The sequence below is a fragment of the Streptomyces sp. NPDC017676 genome (assembly GCF_044329325.1).
Taxonomy (GTDB): domain Bacteria; phylum Actinomycetota; class Actinomycetes; order Streptomycetales; family Streptomycetaceae; genus Streptomyces.
In genome coordinates this window covers 747,390-762,706 of sequence record NZ_JBIRJA010000001.1, presented here as the reverse complement: position 1 = coordinate 762,706, position 15,317 = coordinate 747,390, and the positions used below count along the sequence as shown (strand labels likewise).

15 protein-coding genes are annotated in these 15,317 nt (G+C 70.9%); 9 read left to right on the top strand and 6 right to left on the bottom strand.

Going from position 1 to position 15,317, the window contains the following annotated elements; translation table 11 throughout:
* Nucleotides 1-130: 130 nt before the first annotated feature.
* The gene (locus ACH4LD_RS03375) at nt 131-589 is read right to left on the bottom strand and encodes a peroxiredoxin (RefSeq protein ID WP_103810918.1); all 459 of its coding nucleotides are present in this window, start codon (nt 587-589) and stop codon (nt 131-133) included.
* Nucleotides 590-717: 128 nt separating this feature from the next.
* Nucleotides 718-1,155, bottom strand: a complete 438-nt coding sequence (locus tag ACH4LD_RS03370) for a DUF3052 domain-containing protein (protein ID WP_165951532.1) — start codon at nt 1,153-1,155, stop codon at nt 718-720.
* 393 nt (nt 1,156-1,548) lie between these two features.
* Here ACH4LD_RS03370 and aceE point away from each other — a divergent pair, with 393 nt between their 5' ends.
* Nucleotides 1,549-4,296 carry a pyruvate dehydrogenase (acetyl-transferring), homodimeric type gene (gene aceE, locus ACH4LD_RS03365; RefSeq protein WP_398053445.1) on the top strand — a complete coding sequence of 916 codons (2,748 nt, stop codon included), beginning with the start codon at nt 1,549-1,551 and terminating at the stop codon, nt 4,294-4,296.
* Nucleotides 4,297-4,420: 124 nt separating this feature from the next.
* Nucleotides 4,421-5,242, top strand: coding sequence for a potassium channel family protein (locus ACH4LD_RS03360; protein ID WP_398053444.1), 822 nt, complete (start codon nt 4,421-4,423; stop codon nt 5,240-5,242).
* Here ACH4LD_RS03360 and ACH4LD_RS03355 read toward each other — a convergent pair.
* Nucleotides 5,239-5,544, bottom strand: coding sequence for a small hydrophobic protein (locus tag ACH4LD_RS03355; protein WP_103811047.1), 306 nt, complete (start codon nt 5,542-5,544; stop codon nt 5,239-5,241). The two genes, ACH4LD_RS03360 and ACH4LD_RS03355, sit on opposite strands and share 4 nt — an antisense overlap.
* Nucleotides 5,545-5,783: 239 nt before the next feature.
* Nucleotides 5,784-7,271, bottom strand: a complete 1,488-nt coding sequence (locus ACH4LD_RS03350) for an MFS transporter (protein WP_398053606.1) — start codon at nt 7,269-7,271, stop codon at nt 5,784-5,786.
* Nucleotides 7,272-7,511: 240 nt separating this feature from the next.
* Here ACH4LD_RS03350 and ACH4LD_RS03345 point away from each other — a divergent pair, with 240 nt between their 5' ends.
* The 3 genes from ACH4LD_RS03345 (at nt 7,512) to ACH4LD_RS03335 (ending at nt 10,395) form a co-directional block, all read left to right on the top strand.
* Nucleotides 7,512-8,138, top strand: a complete 627-nt coding sequence (locus tag ACH4LD_RS03345) for a TetR family transcriptional regulator (protein ID WP_132783659.1) — start codon at nt 7,512-7,514, stop codon at nt 8,136-8,138.
* Nucleotides 8,139-8,262: 124 nt separating this feature from the next.
* Nucleotides 8,263-9,480: an alpha/beta hydrolase gene (locus tag ACH4LD_RS03340; protein WP_398053443.1), complete on the top strand. Its 1,218-nt coding sequence runs from the start codon at nt 8,263-8,265 to the stop codon at nt 9,478-9,480.
* A 66-nt stretch (nt 9,481-9,546) separates the two neighbouring features.
* Nucleotides 9,547-10,395: a DUF4429 domain-containing protein gene (locus tag ACH4LD_RS03335; protein WP_132783657.1), complete on the top strand. Its 849-nt coding sequence runs from the start codon at nt 9,547-9,549 to the stop codon at nt 10,393-10,395.
* On the opposite strand, the gene ACH4LD_RS03330 is transcribed toward ACH4LD_RS03335, so the two are convergent.
* A complete protein-coding gene (locus tag ACH4LD_RS03330; protein ID WP_132783656.1) occupies nt 10,396-10,851 on the bottom strand; it encodes a MerR family transcriptional regulator in 456 nt (151 codons plus the stop codon).
* A gap of 96 nt (nt 10,852-10,947) precedes the next feature.
* On the opposite strand from ACH4LD_RS03330, the gene ACH4LD_RS03325 reads away from it, so the two are divergent.
* Both ACH4LD_RS03325 and ACH4LD_RS03320 read left to right on the top strand, forming a co-directional pair.
* On the top strand, nt 10,948-11,424 hold the full coding sequence (locus tag ACH4LD_RS03325) for a GNAT family N-acetyltransferase (RefSeq protein WP_398053442.1): 477 nt from the start codon (nt 10,948-10,950) through the stop codon (nt 11,422-11,424).
* Between the two features lie 19 nt (nt 11,425-11,443).
* A complete protein-coding gene (locus ACH4LD_RS03320; RefSeq protein ID WP_398053441.1) occupies nt 11,444-12,265 on the top strand; it encodes a serine hydrolase domain-containing protein in 822 nt (273 codons plus the stop codon).
* Here ACH4LD_RS03320 and ACH4LD_RS03315 read toward each other — a convergent pair.
* Nucleotides 12,262-12,915 (bottom strand): pirin family protein, encoded by a 654-nt coding sequence (locus ACH4LD_RS03315; protein WP_398053605.1) that lies wholly within the window; start codon nt 12,913-12,915, stop codon nt 12,262-12,264. The genes ACH4LD_RS03320 and ACH4LD_RS03315 overlap by 4 nt on opposite strands.
* Before the next feature lie 188 nt (nt 12,916-13,103).
* On the opposite strand from ACH4LD_RS03315, the gene fasR reads away from it, so the two are divergent.
* Together fasR and ACH4LD_RS03305 are read left to right on the top strand one after the other, a co-directional pair.
* Complete coding sequence (fasR, locus tag ACH4LD_RS03310) at nt 13,104-14,309, top strand: fatty acid biosynthesis transcriptional regulator FasR (RefSeq protein WP_103810908.1); 1,206 nt, start codon at nt 13,104-13,106, stop codon at nt 14,307-14,309.
* Nucleotides 14,310-14,398: 89 nt separating this feature from the next.
* Nucleotides 14,399-15,316, top strand: a complete 918-nt coding sequence (locus ACH4LD_RS03305; protein ID WP_398053440.1) for an ACP S-malonyltransferase — start codon at nt 14,399-14,401, stop codon at nt 15,314-15,316.
* Nucleotide 15,317 lies beyond the last annotated feature (1 nt).

The following is a 15,317-nucleotide window of genomic DNA, read 5'->3' as shown; positions in this document are numbered from 1 at the left end:
CATGTGGTGTTCAGGGGCGGGGAGCCCCGTCGTGCTACGGATATGGGATCAACGTGCCGATCCTAGTGACGGGTTCCCGCGCCCCGCAGACCCTGGACCCGGAGAATCACAGGTGTCGCTCGCGGTCCCCTCACAGGGTGTCGAGCGCCTTCACGTAGTCGTTCAGGTCGCGGGCGTCCGGCAGGCCGTTGACCACGGTCCACCGCACGACGCCCTCCTTGTCGATGACGAAGGTGCCCCGGACGGCGCAGCCCTTGTCCTCGTCGAAGACGCCGTACGCGCGCGAGACGTTGCCGTGCGGCCAGAAGTCGCTCAGCAGGGGGTACTCCAGGCCCTCCTGCTCGGCGAAGACGCGCAGGGTGTGGATGGAGTCGTTCGAGACGGCGAGCAGCTGGGTGTCGCGGTCCTGGAACTTCGGCAGGTTGTCGCGCAGCTCGCACAGCTCGCCGGTGCACACGCCGGTGAAGGCGAAGGGGTAGAAGAGCAGGACCACGTTCTTGTCGCCGCGGAAGTCCGAGAGCTTCACGGTCCGGCCGTGGTTGTCCTTCAGCTCGAAGTCGGGCGCCTTGTCGCCGACCTGGATCGCCATCGTCGTGCTTCCCTTCGGTGGGCTGTTCGGGTGGGAGCGCGGACGCTCGGCTCCACCCTACGCAGCGGCCACCGGGGACTCCCGGACGGGCTGGCGCGATGTCCAGCCCGTCCGGCGTCCGAGGACGGTCACCTCTTGGACTTGGCCGCCTTCGGCGTCGCCAGCCGGCTGCCGCTCCAGTCCTTGCCGACGCTGACGCTCTTCGACGCGGTCAGGCCGGCCGTCGTGGCGGCGTCCTGGATGTCGCTCGGCTCCACGTACCCCGAACGGCCGGTCTTCGGCGTGAGGAGCAGGATCGCGCCGCCCTCTTCGATGTACGTGGTGGCATCCACCAGCGCATCCGTCAGGTCGCCGTCGTCGTCACGGAACCACAGCACAACGGCGTCGGCCACGTCGTCGTAGTCCTCGTCCATGAGGTCGCCTGCGATGGTTTCCTCGATGGCCTCGCGGAGCTCCTGATCGACGTCGTCGTCGTAGCCGATCTCCTGGACCACCTGCCCGGGCTGGAACCCCAGCCTGGCGGCAGGGTTCGTCCGCTCCTCCGCGTGGTCCGCGGTCGCGCTCACGGGTTGCCTCCTGATCATGTCTTGGTAAGTATCTCAGCCACGCGCGTGCGCGAAGCATTGGCCGTAGTCCACACGGGCGGGGCGGATCGCGCAAGTACCCGGCCGTCGGGACCGCCGAAACGGTGACGATCCCGGCCGTGTCGCCGCAACTCCCAGCACCGTATCTCGATTCCGCGCGACCCACATCACGCCGGTGTGCCCGGTTTGTCACGTTCGGAATCATCCAGGGTTACGTCACTCGAACAACTATGCCAAGCACGTCACACCCCGGGCGTATCGTTGCGTTTTGACCGGTGCAGATGACGGTGCGGATGACGTACGCCTTCCCGAGGTACACGATGGGGACGGTGTAGGCAGGTGCAACAACTGGCCCTCTGACAGGTAAGGAACAGCGTGGCTTCCGGATCCGATCGCAATCCGATCATCATTGGCGGCCTTCCGAGTCAGGTTCCTGACTTCGATCCCGAAGAGACCCAGGAGTGGCTCGACTCCCTGGACGCCGCCGTCGACGAGCGCGGCCGGGAGCGGGCCCGCTATCTCATGCTGCGTCTGATCGAGCGCGCCCGCGAGAGGCGGGTGGCCGTGCCCGAGATGCGCAGCACGGACTACGTCAACACGATCCCCACCAAGAGCGAGCCGTTCTTCCCGGGCAACGAGGAGATCGAGCGCAAGATCCTGAACGCGACCCGCTGGAACGCGGCCGTGATGGTCTCGCGCGCCCAGCGCCCGGGCATCGGCGTCGGCGGCCACATCGCCACCTTCGCCTCCTCCGCCTCGCTGTACGACGTCGGCTTCAACCACTTCTTCCGCGGCAAGGACGAGGGCGACGGCGGCGACCAGGTCTTCTTCCAGGGCCACGCCTCCCCCGGCATCTACGCGCGCGCGTACATGCTCGACCGGCTCAGCGAGGAGCAGCTCGACGGCTTCCGGCAGGAGAAGTCGAAGTACCCGAACGGGCTGTCCAGCTACCCGCACCCGCGCTCGATGCCGGACTTCTGGGAGTTCCCGACGGTCTCCATGGGCCTCGGCCCGCTCGGCGCGATCTACCAGGCGCGGATGAACCGCTACATGCAGGCGCGCGGGATCGCCGACACCTCCCGGTCGCACGTGTGGGCGTTCCTCGGTGACGGCGAGATGGACGAGCCGGAGTCGCTCGGCCAGCTCACTCTGGCCGCCCGCGAGGGCCTGGACAACCTGACCTTCGTGGTCAACTGCAACCTCCAGCGGCTGGACGGCCCCGTCCGCGGCAACGGCAAGATCATCCAGGAGCTGGAGTCGGTCTTCCGGGGCGCCGGCTGGAACGTGATCAAGCTGATCTGGGACCGCACCTGGGACCCGCTGCTGGCGCAGGACCGGGACGGCGTGCTGGTCAACAAGATGAACATCACGCCGGACGGCCAGTTCCAGACGTACGCCACCGAGTCCGGCGCGTACATCCGCGAGCACTTCTTCGGTGACGACCTGCGTCTGCGCGCGATGGTCGAGAACATGACCGACGAGCAGATCCTGCACCTCGGCCGCGGCGGCCATGACCACCGCAAGATCTACGCGGCGTTCAAGGCGGCCAAGGAGCACAGGGGACAGCCGACGGTCATCCTGGCCAAGACGATCAAGGGCTGGACGCTGGGCCCGAACTTCGAGGGCCGCAACGCCACGCACCAGATGAAGAAGCTGACGGTCGACGACCTCAAGCGCTTCCGGGACCGTCTGCACCTGCCGATCTCCGACAAGGAGCTGGAGTCCGGCCTGCCGCCGTACTACCACCCGGGCCGGAACTCGGAGGAGATCCAGTACATGCACGACCGCCGCAAGGGCCTCGGCGGTTACGTCCCGACCCGCATCGTCCGCTCCCAGCCGCTCGCCCTGCCGGACGACAAGGCGTACGCGACCGTGAAGAAGGGCACGGGCCAGCAGTCCATCGCGACGACCATGGCCTTTGTGCGCCTCCTCAAGGACCTCATGCGGGACAAGGAGATCGGCAAGCGGTTCGTGCTGATCGCCCCGGACGAGTACCGCACGTTCGGCATGGACTCCTTCTTCCCGAGCGCGAAGATCTACAACCCGCTCGGCCAGCAGTACGAGTCGGTCGACCGCGAGCTGCTCCTGGCCTACAAGGAGTCGCCGACCGGCCAGATGCTGCACGACGGCATCTCCGAGGCGGGCTGCACGGCGTCACTCATCGCGGCGGGCTCGGCGTACGCCACGCACGGCGAGCCGCTGATCCCGGTGTACGTCTTCTACTCGATGTTCGGTTTCCAGCGCACGGGCGACCAGTTCTGGCAGATGGCCGACCAGCTGGCACGCGGATTCGTCCTGGGTGCGACCGCCGGTCGTACGACCCTGACCGGCGAGGGCCTCCAGCACGCGGACGGCCACTCCCAGCTCCTGGCCTCCACCAACCCGGCCTGCGTGGCCTACGACCCGGCGTACGCGTACGAGATCGCGCACATCGTGCAGGACGGTCTGCGCCGGATGTACGGCAGCTCGGCCGAGCACCCGCACGGCGAGGACGTCTTCTACTACCTCACCGTCTACAACGAGCCCATCCAGCATCCGGCCGAGCCGGCGGGCGTGGACGTCGAGGGCATCGTCAAGGGCGTCCACAAGCTCAAGGAGGGCACGGGCGGCTCCGTGCCGGCGCAGATCATGGCGTCGGGCGTGGCGGTCCCGTGGGCCCTGGAGGCGCAGCGGCTCCTCGGCGAGGAGTGGAACGTCCGGGCCGACGTGTGGTCCGCGACCTCCTGGAACGAGCTGCGCCGCGAGGCCGTGGAGTGCGAGGAGCACAACCTGCTGCATCCGGAGGAGGAGCAGCGGGTGCCCTACGTGACACGGAAGCTCAGTGGCGCCGAAGGCCCGTTCGTGGCCGTGTCCGACTGGATGCGATCGGTTCCGGACCAGATCGCGCGCTGGGTGCCCGGCACGTACCAGTCCCTGGGCGCCGACGGCTTCGGCTTCGCCGACACCCGGGGCGCGGCGCGCCGCTTCTTCCACATCGACGCCCAGTCGATCGTGGTGGCGGTACTGACCGAGCTGGCCCGCGAGGGCAAGGTCGACCGCTCCGTGCTCAAGCAGGCCATCGACCGCTACCAGCTGCTGGACGTCTCGGCGGCGGATCCGGGGGCGGCGGGCGGCGACGCGTAGCCGGTGCCCTCGGCTTCGGCCGACAAGGGTCGTGGGGAGCTGCGGGTCGGGTGGGGTTGATCGCGCGGTTCCCCGCGCCCCTTCGGGGGCGCGGTGGCCTTACGGTTTCTTTACGATTGCCGACATGGATCAGCTGTCGGCGCAGGCTCGGTGGGAGGGGCGTACCCAGCGGCCGTTGCTGGCGCTCGCGGTGGCGTTCGCCGTGGCGTACGCGGTGCCGATCGTGGACGACTCCGCCGGTCACTCCCTGACGGCCGTGTGCACGGGTGTCGAGTGGGTGGTGTGGGCGGCGTTCGCCCTCGACTATCTGGTCCGGCTGGCCCTCGCCCCGCACCGGCGGGACTTCGTACGACAGCACTGGCCCGACCTGTGCGCGGTGGTCCTGCCGGTCCTGCAACCGCTACGGCTGCTGCGGCTGGTGTCCACGCTGCTGCTGGTCGGCCGGCGGGCACGGATGGCTCCGCAGATCCGGCTGACCACCTATGTCGTCGGGGCCGTGGTCGGCCTGCTGATGTTCGGGTCGCTCGCGGTGCTGTCCGTGGAGCGGGAGGCGCCGGACGGGAACATCCGGACACTGGGTGACGCCGTGTGGTGGTCGTTCACGACGATGACGACCGTGGGGTACGGCGACCACGCGCCGACGACCGGCCTCGGACGGATGATCGCCGTCGGGCTGATGCTGTCGGGGATCGCGCTGCTCGGTGTCGTCACCGCGAACATCGCCGCGTGGTTCATCTCGCGGTTCGAGAAGGACGACGTGGAGGAGCGGCGGCAGACAGAGGCCATCTCCGCCCTGGCCGAAGAGGTACGGCTGCTGCGGGCGGAGGTGGCCCGGTTGGCCGAACTCAAGCGTCCCGAAGGGGGCGTGGAGAACCGCGCGAGCGGCCACGACGTGCCCGCGGCCGCCAACGCGCCCACGGCCCCGCGGCGGGACAGTGTCGGCTAGAGGAGCCCGTGGCCCCACGTCGCCGCGCCCGCCAGGGCGATGATGGCGAGCAACGTGTCGATCGCGCCCAGGATCAGGGCGACCAGTGCGGGGACGTTGCCGTCGTTGGACCACTTGCGGCCCATCGACTGCCAGCCGCAGAACATCGCCACCGGGCCCAGGACGATGCCCAGTGCGAAAAATCCGGCCACCGCACAGATCGTGCCGATGATCCCGAGCGTCGCACGGTCCGGCCCGGTCCGCTGCCACGTGCGGCCGCGTGACCGGGGGTACCCGCTCGTTCCTCGCCCGAAGCCCGCCATCATCAACTCCTTGACGTGAATGGACAGTTCGGCTTCGGTGTGCGGGTACCCCGGTTCCGCGTCGGCAGACGTGCGCGCGCTGCCCCCCTCCAGCAGCGCGCGCCGCGGCCCGGCGTCCTCCCATGTCCTGCGGAGGGCTTGACCCACTGTGACCTGTGGCGCGTGCCGGGGGCGAGCGATCTTTAGCGGAGTCACCCTGATAGGGGAACTCCGCCGGGAGGGAGACGAAGAACCCGGGCTCAGATGTGGCCCACGCCCGCGCCCGCCTCCGCGTTGGCGCCCCGCTTGGTGAACAGCGCGACGAGGACGGCGACCAGCGCCACGCCGGCCGCGACCAGGGAGGCGAGGCTCATACCGGAGATGAAGGTGTCGTGGGCGACAGCGGTGATCTTCGCGGCGACCGGCTCCGGCATGCCCTTCGTCACCGGGGCCACGCCCACCTGGACCGCCTCGGAGGCCTTGTCGAGCTGATCCGGGGTCAGCTTCGGCAGCCCCGCGTCCGCCCAGTTGCCCGGCAGGTCGCGGTCGACCTTAGAGGCCATCACCGCGCCCAGCACCGCCGTACCGAGGCTGCTGCCGATCTGCATGGCCGCCTGCTGGAGACCGCCGGCCACACCGGACAGCTCCAGGGGGGCGTTGCCGACGATGACCTCGGTGGCGCCGACCATGACCGGTGCGAGGCCCAGGCCGAGCAGCGCGAACCAGAGGGACATCAGACCGCTGCCGGTGTCGGGCTCCAGCGTCGACATGCCGTACAGCGCGACCGCGGTCACGGCCATGCCGAAGGCCAGCGGGACGCGCGGGCCGAGCTTGGTGATCGCGGTGCCGGCCAGCGGCGAGCCGACGATCATCATGCCGGTGAGCGGCAGCAGGTGCAGGCCGGCCTTGACGGGGCTCATCCCGTGGACGTTCTGCAGATAGAACGTCACGAAGAACAGGCCGCCCAGGAAGGCGATGGCCATCAGGACCATCAGGACGACACCCGCCGACAGTGCCACCGAGCGGAACAGGCCCAGCGGGATCAGCGGTTCGGCGACCTTCGTCTCCCAGAAGGCGAAGAGGGCGAAGAGCGCCACGGACACGACCATGAACAGCCAGGTCTTGCCGTCGCCCCAGCCCCAGGTCGGGGCTTTGATCAGCGCCCAGACCAGGCAGAACATCGCGCCCGACAGCAGGGCGATGCCGAGGAGGTCGAAGGAGCGCGGGGCGTTCTCGGCGCGGTGGTCGAGCAGGATCATGGTGCCGAGGAGCAGCGCGAGGGCACCGACCGGCACGTTGATGAAGAAGACCGACTGCCAGTTGACGTGCTCGACGAGGACACCGCCGAGGATCGGGCCGCCCGCCGTGGACGCGCCGATCACCATGCCCCACACACCGATGGCCATGTTCAGCTTCTCGGCCGGGAAGGTGGCCCGCAGCACGCCGAGCGCGGCCGGCATCAGCAGCGCGCCGAACAGGCCCTGGAAGACCCGGAAGGTGACGACGGCGGCGATGCTGCCGGACAGCCCGATGGCACCGGACGCGGCGGCGAAGCCGGTCACACCGATGAGGAAGGTCTGCCGGTGGCCGAAGCGGTCACCGAGCTTGCCCGCGGTGATCAGCGTGACCGCGAGGGCGAGGAAGTAGGCGTTGGACACCCACTGCACGTCGGCGAAGGACGCGTTGAGGTCGTCGCGGATGGCCGGGTTGGCGATGGCCACGATGGTGCCGTCGAGGGCCACCATCATGACCCCTACGGCGACGGTGAGGAGAGTGAGCCACGGGTGGCCGCGCAGGCCCTGGGCCGGCGCGGGCCCCGGGGCTGCCGGTGCCTTGTCCCCCGGCCCCGTCGCGTCAACGGTGGTCTGACTAGTCATACTTCTCAGGCTAGTGACAGTCGCTGACAGTTGACAAACCAATTCACTCGTCGGTTACTGACACGACATCGGCGCATAGGCTGGTCAGCGGACACGCACAGGAGAGAGGCCATGGAGACGCTGCGCGAGCGCAAGAAGCGGCGTACACGGGAATCGCTGCTGCGGGCCGCTCTCGAACTGTTCACCACCCAGGGGTACGAGCACACGACCGTCGACGAGATCGCCGAGGCCGTCGACGTCTCGCAGCGCACCTTCTTCCGCTACTTCGCGGGCAAGGAGGAGGTGGCCTTCACGGTGCAGAACATCACGGAGGCGGCCTTCGTGGCGGCCGTCCGCGCGCGTCCGCCGCACGAGGCGCCGATGAAGGCCCTGCGGCAGGCGTTCCTGGAGGGCTGGGACGCGATACGCGAGACCGTCGAGTCGATCGTCCCGGTCGAGCTGTACCTGCGCATGTACCGGACGATCGAGTCGACGCCCGCGCTGCTCGCCGCCCATCTGCGCCGGTCGGCGGCGACCGAGGAGACGATCGCCCGCCTGCTGGCCGAGCGGGAGGGCGTCGACGTGGACACCGATCCACGCCCCCGGCTGGCGGTGGCCGTCTTCGCCGCGGTGATACGGGTCACCGAACGGCAGTGCTGCGTGCGTGAGGACTTCGACCCGGAAGCGCTCCGCACGCTCAGCGCGGCGTACCTCGATCAGGTGGGTTCGGCGCTCACGGGCAACTGGCGCAGCGCCTGAGACCGCCGGCGTATCGCCGGAACCGCCTCCGGCGTATCGCCACCCCTGTTCGGTTACTGCCGAAACGTGATCCCTGTCACTCCGTTACCGCGAGACCCTCCCGTTCTCCTAGTGTGTCCTCCCAGTGACTTCCTTCGACACCTCCCCGCAATGGAACGTCTGGCGCGCACTGCTGGCGCTGGCCGTCGTGTTCGTGATGCTCGCGACCACCGGCTGGACCGCCCTGCGCAGTCACCGGGAGTCGACAGCTCTCCAGGCCTCGCTCACCAAGTGGGAGCACGGCCGCCTCCACGGCCTGAGCCTGCCGGACCCCGAGGCCGCGCCGTCCCGGCTGGCCCGTTTCTTCGCCTCGCTCACCCCGCACGACCGCGGCCGTCTCGCCCACCGCTATCCGCTGGCGGTCGGCAACATGAACGGCGCGCCCGTCTCCCTGCGCTACCGGGCCAACCGCGTCGCGCTGGCGCAGGCCCGCGAGGTCGAGCGCAAGCGTGTGCACGACAGCCGGCTCAGCACGGCGGGCCAGCAGGACGCGGCCCGCCGGATGGACCGCTACACGTCCCTGCTGAACCCCGGCCGGCACATCCTCGCCTTCGACCCCGAGGGCTCGGGCCGGGTCGCCGAGGTCTTCGGCGACCTCTCCACGGCGCAGCGGATCTCGGTCGTCGTCCCCGGCGTCGACACCGACCTGCTCACCTTCCAGCGGACGAACCGCAAGTACAGCGCCCCGGTCGGCATGGCCAAGGCCCTGTACGCGGCCGAGCGCGAGGCGAGCCCGCGGACCCGTACGGCCGTGATCGCCTGGGCCGACTACACCTCCCCCGACGGGCTCGGGGTGGACGCGGCCACCGGACTGCGCGCCGAGGAGGGGGCCGTACGGCTGAACGCGCTGCTGAGCGCGCTGCCCGGCCGGGCCCCGGTGTCGATGTTCTGTCACAGCTACGGCTCGGTGGTCTGCGGGGTCGCCGCACACGGCATGCCCCGCCGGGTCGCCGACATAGCGGTGGCCGCGAGCCCCGGCATGCGCGTCGCCAAGGCCTCCCACCTGGGCACGACGGCCCGGGTGTGGGCCATGCGGGACGCCAGTGACTGGGTGCAGGATGTCCCGTACCTGGAGCTGGGCGGCCTCGGTCACGGCGCCGACCCGGTCTCCTCGGCGTTCGGCGCGCGGGTGCTGTCGGCCCGGGACGCCGAGGGGCACAGCGGTTACTTCCAGCCCGGCACGGACAGCCTGCGCAACCTCGCCGACATCGGCGTGGGCGCGTACGACGCGGTGACGTGCGCACGGGAGAACGATGCGTGCCGGTCCGGTCTGTCCGGCACGGTGACGGCCGGACGCGCGTAGAAACAGCAGGAAGTGCGGTCTGCGCGGGTGGCGACGGAGGAGCACGTGCCGCATACGATGAGCCGCATGGGTGACGTACTGGCGGGTTTTCATGCCGTCTGGGAGTTCGAGTCCGACTCCGTGCTCATCCGTTACGAACGGGGGATTCGAACACCGAAGCTGTTCCAGGCGCTCGGCGAGCGCCGGGTCCCGCTGTCCGCGGTCGAGGGCGTGACCCTCGCCCCGGGCAAGCGCGGCACGGTCGTCCTGCGCCTGACGCCACGTCCGGGCGCCGATCCGCTGATGGAGGCGGCCGACGGCCAGTTGAAGGAGGGTTCCGACCCCTACCGGCTGGTGCTGCCGGCCGAGCGGGAGACCCTCGCCGAGTACTACGCCGACGAGCTGAAGGGCCTGCTGACCGAGTCGGGGCCCGCCGAACGGCACCTGGTGGCGGCGCCCGAGGCGCCGCTGCAGTTCAAGGCGTACGACGGCAAGGCGTCCTTCGACGGGACGTCCGTGCAGTTCCGCTGGTCCTGGACCGGGGCGTCGTCGGCGAAGTGGAAGGCCGGCGACCAGAGCTTCCCGGTGGCCTCCCTGAGCGGGGTGGAGTGGCGCTCGCCGGAGATCTTCGACGGGCATCTGCGGCTGGTGCCCCGCGATCCGGGCTCCGCCCGTTCCGCGCAGCCGGACCAGGATCCGGCGTCGGTGGTGTTCGGCCTGGGGTACGGGCCGGTGCACGAGTCACTGCCGTTCGCCGCGGCCGTGCTGGCGGCGGTGCGCGCGCGTGGGCCGGTGGCCGCCGTACCGGCCCCGGCCCGGCGTGACCCCGCCGACATCGCCGAGCGGATCCGGCATCTCGGGGAGCTGCATCAGGCGGGGCTGGTCACCGACGAGGAGTTCTCCTCCAAGAAGGCCGAGCTGCTGGCCGAGCTGTAGCTACCGCTCGCGGCCGTAGAAGCTGATCTTCCTGTCCAGGACGCCCAGGGTGTCGTGGAGTTCCGCGATCCTGGACAGGACGTCCCTGCGGGTCGACTCCAGCAGTTGACGGCGTTCCGCGAAGGTGTGGTCGCCCTCCCTGACGAGTTCCGCGTAGCGCACCATGTCCGCCACCGGCATGCCGGTCAGACGGAGCTTGGTCACGAAGTCCAGCCAGTCCAGGTCGCGGTTGCTGTAGCGGCGCTGGCCGGTGTGCGAGCGGTCCACGTGCGGCATCAGCCCGATCCGCTCGTACCAGCGCAGCGTGTGCGCGGTGAGGCCGGTGAAAGCGACGACCTCGCTGATCGTGTAGCGGTCCTGGCCGTCGGGGCGGGGGTGCCGCCGGGGCGGGGCGGAGCAGATGTCGGCGGGGGTGGCTTGCTCGGTGGCCGCTGGCGTGGTCTGCATCACCGTCATGCCCCCACGCTATGGCCTTGGAGTGCACTCCAAGCAAGCGGGTCCGTCGAGAAATCCATGGGACGGCACCCGGGGCGGCTGGCTAGCGTGCGGCCCATGAGTCTTGTACGCCGGGCCCGGCCCGAGGACGCCGCCGAAGTGTTGCGACTGCGCCAGGTGATGATCGACTCCCTGTGGAGCGCGGGAGGTTCCGGGCCGACGGAGTGGCACGCGGAGTCGCTGCCGGCGCTGCGGGAGCGGCTCGCCGAGCGCGACGGGGACTTCGCCGCGTTCGTCGTGGAGCATCCCGGCCGGCCGGGGGCGCTGGCCGCGCTGGTGGCGGGGACGGTGGAGTACCGCATCGGCAAGGCCGGGAATCCCCGGGGGCGGGTCGGGCACGTCTTCAGCGTGGCGACCGACCCGGACGCCCGGCGGCGGGGGTACGCGCGCGCGTGCATGGAGGAGCTGCTGGGCTGGTTCCGGGCGCGGGGTGCCGGGCACGTGCTGCTGAACGCCTCGCCGGAGGCCGAGCCGCTGTACACCTCCCTCGGCTTCACGCGGGACCCCGACCCGTCGATGCGGCTGCTGCTGTGAGCCGCATAGGCTCGGAGGCATGTCGTTGCAGAGCCTGGCGCTGATCGAGAACTGGCCCGTCCCCACCGCCGCGGCGGGCGTCGTACGAGCCGACGGGACCGTCCTCGGGACGCACGGTCCCGTCGGGCACCGCTTCCCGCTGGCCTCCGTCACCAAGCCGCTGGCGGCCTACGCGGCGCTCGTCGCCTACGAGGAGGGCGCGATCGAGCTGGACGAGCCCGCCGGGCCTCCCGGGTCGACGGTCCGTCACCTGCTCGCCCACACCTCCGGACTCGCCTTCGACGAGCACCGGGTGACGGCCCCGCCCGGGGAGCGGCGGCTGTACTCCAACGCCGGGTTCGAACAGCTCGGGGACCACATCGCCAAGGCGACGGACATCCCGTTCGCGGAGTACCTGCGGCAGGCGGTGCTGGAGCCGCTGGGGATGACGTCGACGTCGTTGGAGGGGTCGCCGGCGAAGGACGGGGTGTCCACGGTCGGGGACCTGCTGCAGTTCGCGGCGGAGGTGCAGGCGCCGAGGCTGCTGGACGCGCGGACGGTGGCGGCGGCGATGACCGTGCAGTACCCGGGGACGAAGGGGGTCCTGCCGGGGTACGGCCACCAGAACCCGAACGACTGGGGGCTGGGCTTCGAGATCCGCGACGGGAAGTCCCCGCACTGGACGGGGAGTTCGTCCTCACCCCGCACCTTCGGGCATTTCGGGCAGTCCGGTACGTTCCTGTGGATCGACCCGGATGCCGGGCTCGCCGGGGTCGCCCTGACGGACCGGGCGTTCGGCCCCTGGGCGATCGAGGCGTGGCCGGCCTTCACGGACGCGGTGCTCGCGGAGCTGCGCGGCTAGGCCGTCATCTCCCACAGCAACAGCTCCGCCGGCGTGACCGCCACCGCCTCCAGGCCCTCCGCCCCTGTGATCCTCGCCGCATCGCCGGGGCCCAGTTCCTCCCCCGCCAGCCGGACCTCGCCCCGCACCACGTGCGCGTACACGTACGCCGCGTCCGGGACGGCGGTCCGCTCGCCGGGCTCCAGGCGGCGCACGTGGAGCATCGCGCCCGCCGCCGGCACCGCGTACGGCGTGGAGTCGGCGATGCCGGGGACGAGGTCGTAGGAGGGGTCGCCGCCGGGCTCGCGCGGCGCCAGCCACATCTGCACGAAGGTCAGGGGGACGTCCCCGTCGTTGCGCTCGACGTGCCGTACGCCCGCCGCCGCGCTGAGGTGCTGCACGTCCCCGGACCGGACCCGTGTCTCATGGCCCGTGGAGTCACGGTGGGTCAGCTCGCCCGCCACCACCCACGTGACGATCTCGGTGTGGCTGTGCGGGTGTTCGTCGAAGCCGGCGCCGGGCGCGAGCCGTTCCTCGTTGCAGGCGATCACCGCGCCGAAGCGGAGGTTGTCCGGGTCGTAGTGCGGGCCGAAGGAGAAGGCGTGCCGGGTGTCGATCCCGGCCCCGGGATCCCCTCCGCGATAGCGCTCACCGGCGCGCCGTACGTCCATCACGGCACCACGGTAGCCGGGCCCGGCACACAGGACCCGACCCAGGGCAAGGGCCCACCGACGCCCACCGTCCCCACGCGTCGGCCGCGGGGGAGCCGGAGGGGGCTGAGGCGCCCCCGGACGCGACCGAGCCGTCAAGCCAGCCCCGGCGGCGCACGGGCCCGGCCCGATAAGGCAGTCTTGTCCCCGTGCCCGAACCCGAATCCCACAACGGCGATCCCGCAGCCCACGACGTCCATCAGCACGCCGCGACCCTGAAGCGACTGGAGAAGTCCTCCGGGAGCCTGGCCGCGCAGGCCATCGCGCGCATGGACGAGACCCTGCCGTGGTACCGGGCCATGCCCCCGGAGAACCGTTCCTGGATCGGCCTCGTCGCCCAGGCGGGCATCGCGGCGTTCACCGAGTGGTTCCGGCACCCGGACGCGCCCCAGGCGATCTCCACGGACGTCTTCGGGACCGCGCCGCGTGAACTGACCCGGGCCATCACGCTGCGGCAGACCGTGGAGATGGTGCGGACCACCATCGAGGTCATGGAGTCCGCCATCGACGAGGTGGCGGCGCCGGGCGACGAGAGCGTGCTGCGTGAGGCGCTGCTCGTGTACGCCCGAGAGATCGCCTTCGCCACCGCCCAGGTGTACGCCCAGGCCGCCGAGGCACGGGGTGCCTGGGACGCACGGCTGGAGTCGCTGGTCGTGAACGCGGTGCTGAGCGGGGAGGCGGACGAGGGGGCCGTCAGCCGGGCCGCCGCGCTGGGCTGGAACTCGCCCGAGCACGTGTGCGTCGTCCTCGGGACCGCGCCGGACGGGGACAGCGAGCTGACGGTGGAGGCCATCCGGCGGGCCGCCCGGCACGCCAAGCTCCAGGTGCTCACCGGGGTGCTCGGCGACCGGCTGGTCGTCGTCGCCGGTGGCAGCGCCAATCCGCTCGCCGTGGCCAAGTCGCTGATCGGGCCGTTCGCCGCCGGGCCGGTCGTCGCGGGGCCCGTGGTACCCGATCTGCTGGCCGCCACCCGGTCCGCGCAGGCCGCCGCCGCAGGGCTGAAGGCCTGTTCCGCCTGGCAGGACGCGCCGCGTCCGGTGCTGGCGGACGACCTGCTGCCGGAGCGGGCCATCGCGGGTGATCCGAGCGCCCGCGAACAGCTGGTGGAGGAGATCTACAGACCGCTGGAGGAGGCGGGCTCGGCTCTCCTGGAAACACTGAGTGTGTACCTGGAGCAGGCGAGCAGCCTGGAAGGCGCGGCGAGGATGCTCTTCGTTCACCCGAACACCGTGCGCTACCGGCTCCGACGTGTGACTGACGTCACCGGATGGTCGCCTTCGGATGTACGATCCGCGTTCACACTACGGATCGCGCTCATCCTGGGGCGTCTGGCCGACGCTGAAACCCAGGCATAGGGTTTTGTCGGAGGCCCACAAAAGCCCTTCGTGTTCTTCGTCCCTGTCCTCACGGGCGGCCGTGGCCGTCCCCAAGAGAGAGTGTGAGAGTGCTCGTACTCGTCGCTCCCGGCCAGGGCGCTCAGACGCCCGGCTTCCTGACCCCCTGGCTCGAACTGCCCGGTGCCGCCGACCGCGTCGCCGCCTGGTCGGACGCCATCGGACTGGACCTGGTGCACTACGGCACCCAGGCCGACGCCGACGCCATCCGCGACACCGCGGTGGCCCAGCCACTGCTCGTGGCCGCCGGCATCCTGTCCGCCGCGGCACTCGGTGACATCAACGCCGGCGCGGTCGCCGGGCACAGCGTCGGTGAGATCACCGCCGCCGCCTTCGCCGGTGTCCTGGACGACACGGCCGCCCTCGGCCTCGTCCGCAAGCGGGGTCTGGCGATGGCCGACGCCGCCGCCGTCACCGAGACCGGCATGGCGGCGCTGCTCGGCGGCGACCCGGAGACCTCCGTCGCGCACCTGGAGAAGCTGGGCCTGACCCCGGCGAACATCAACGGCGCGGGCCAGATCGTCGCCGCCGGCACGCTGGAGCAGCTCGCCGCGCTGGCCGAGGACAAGCCCGAGGGCGTGCGCAAGGTCATCCCGCTGAAGGTGGCCGGCGCCTTCCACACCCGGCACATGGCGCCCGCGGTCGAGACGCTGGCCAAGGCCGCGGCGGCGCTGTCGCCGGCCGACCCCAAGGTTCCCTACGTCTCCAACAAGGACGGCCGGGCCGTCGCGTCCGGTGCCGAGGTGCTGGAGCGGCTGGTCGGCCAGGTCGCCAACCCCGTGCGCTGGGACCTGTGCATGGAGACGTTCAAGGAGCTGGGCGTCACCGCGCTCGTCGAGGTGTGCCCGGGCGGCACGCTGACCGGCCTGGCCAAGCGGGCCCTGCCCGGTGTCGCGACGCTGGCCCTGAAGACCCCCGACGACCTCGACGCGGCCCGCGCTCTCCTCGCAGAGCACGCCGGTGCCTAAG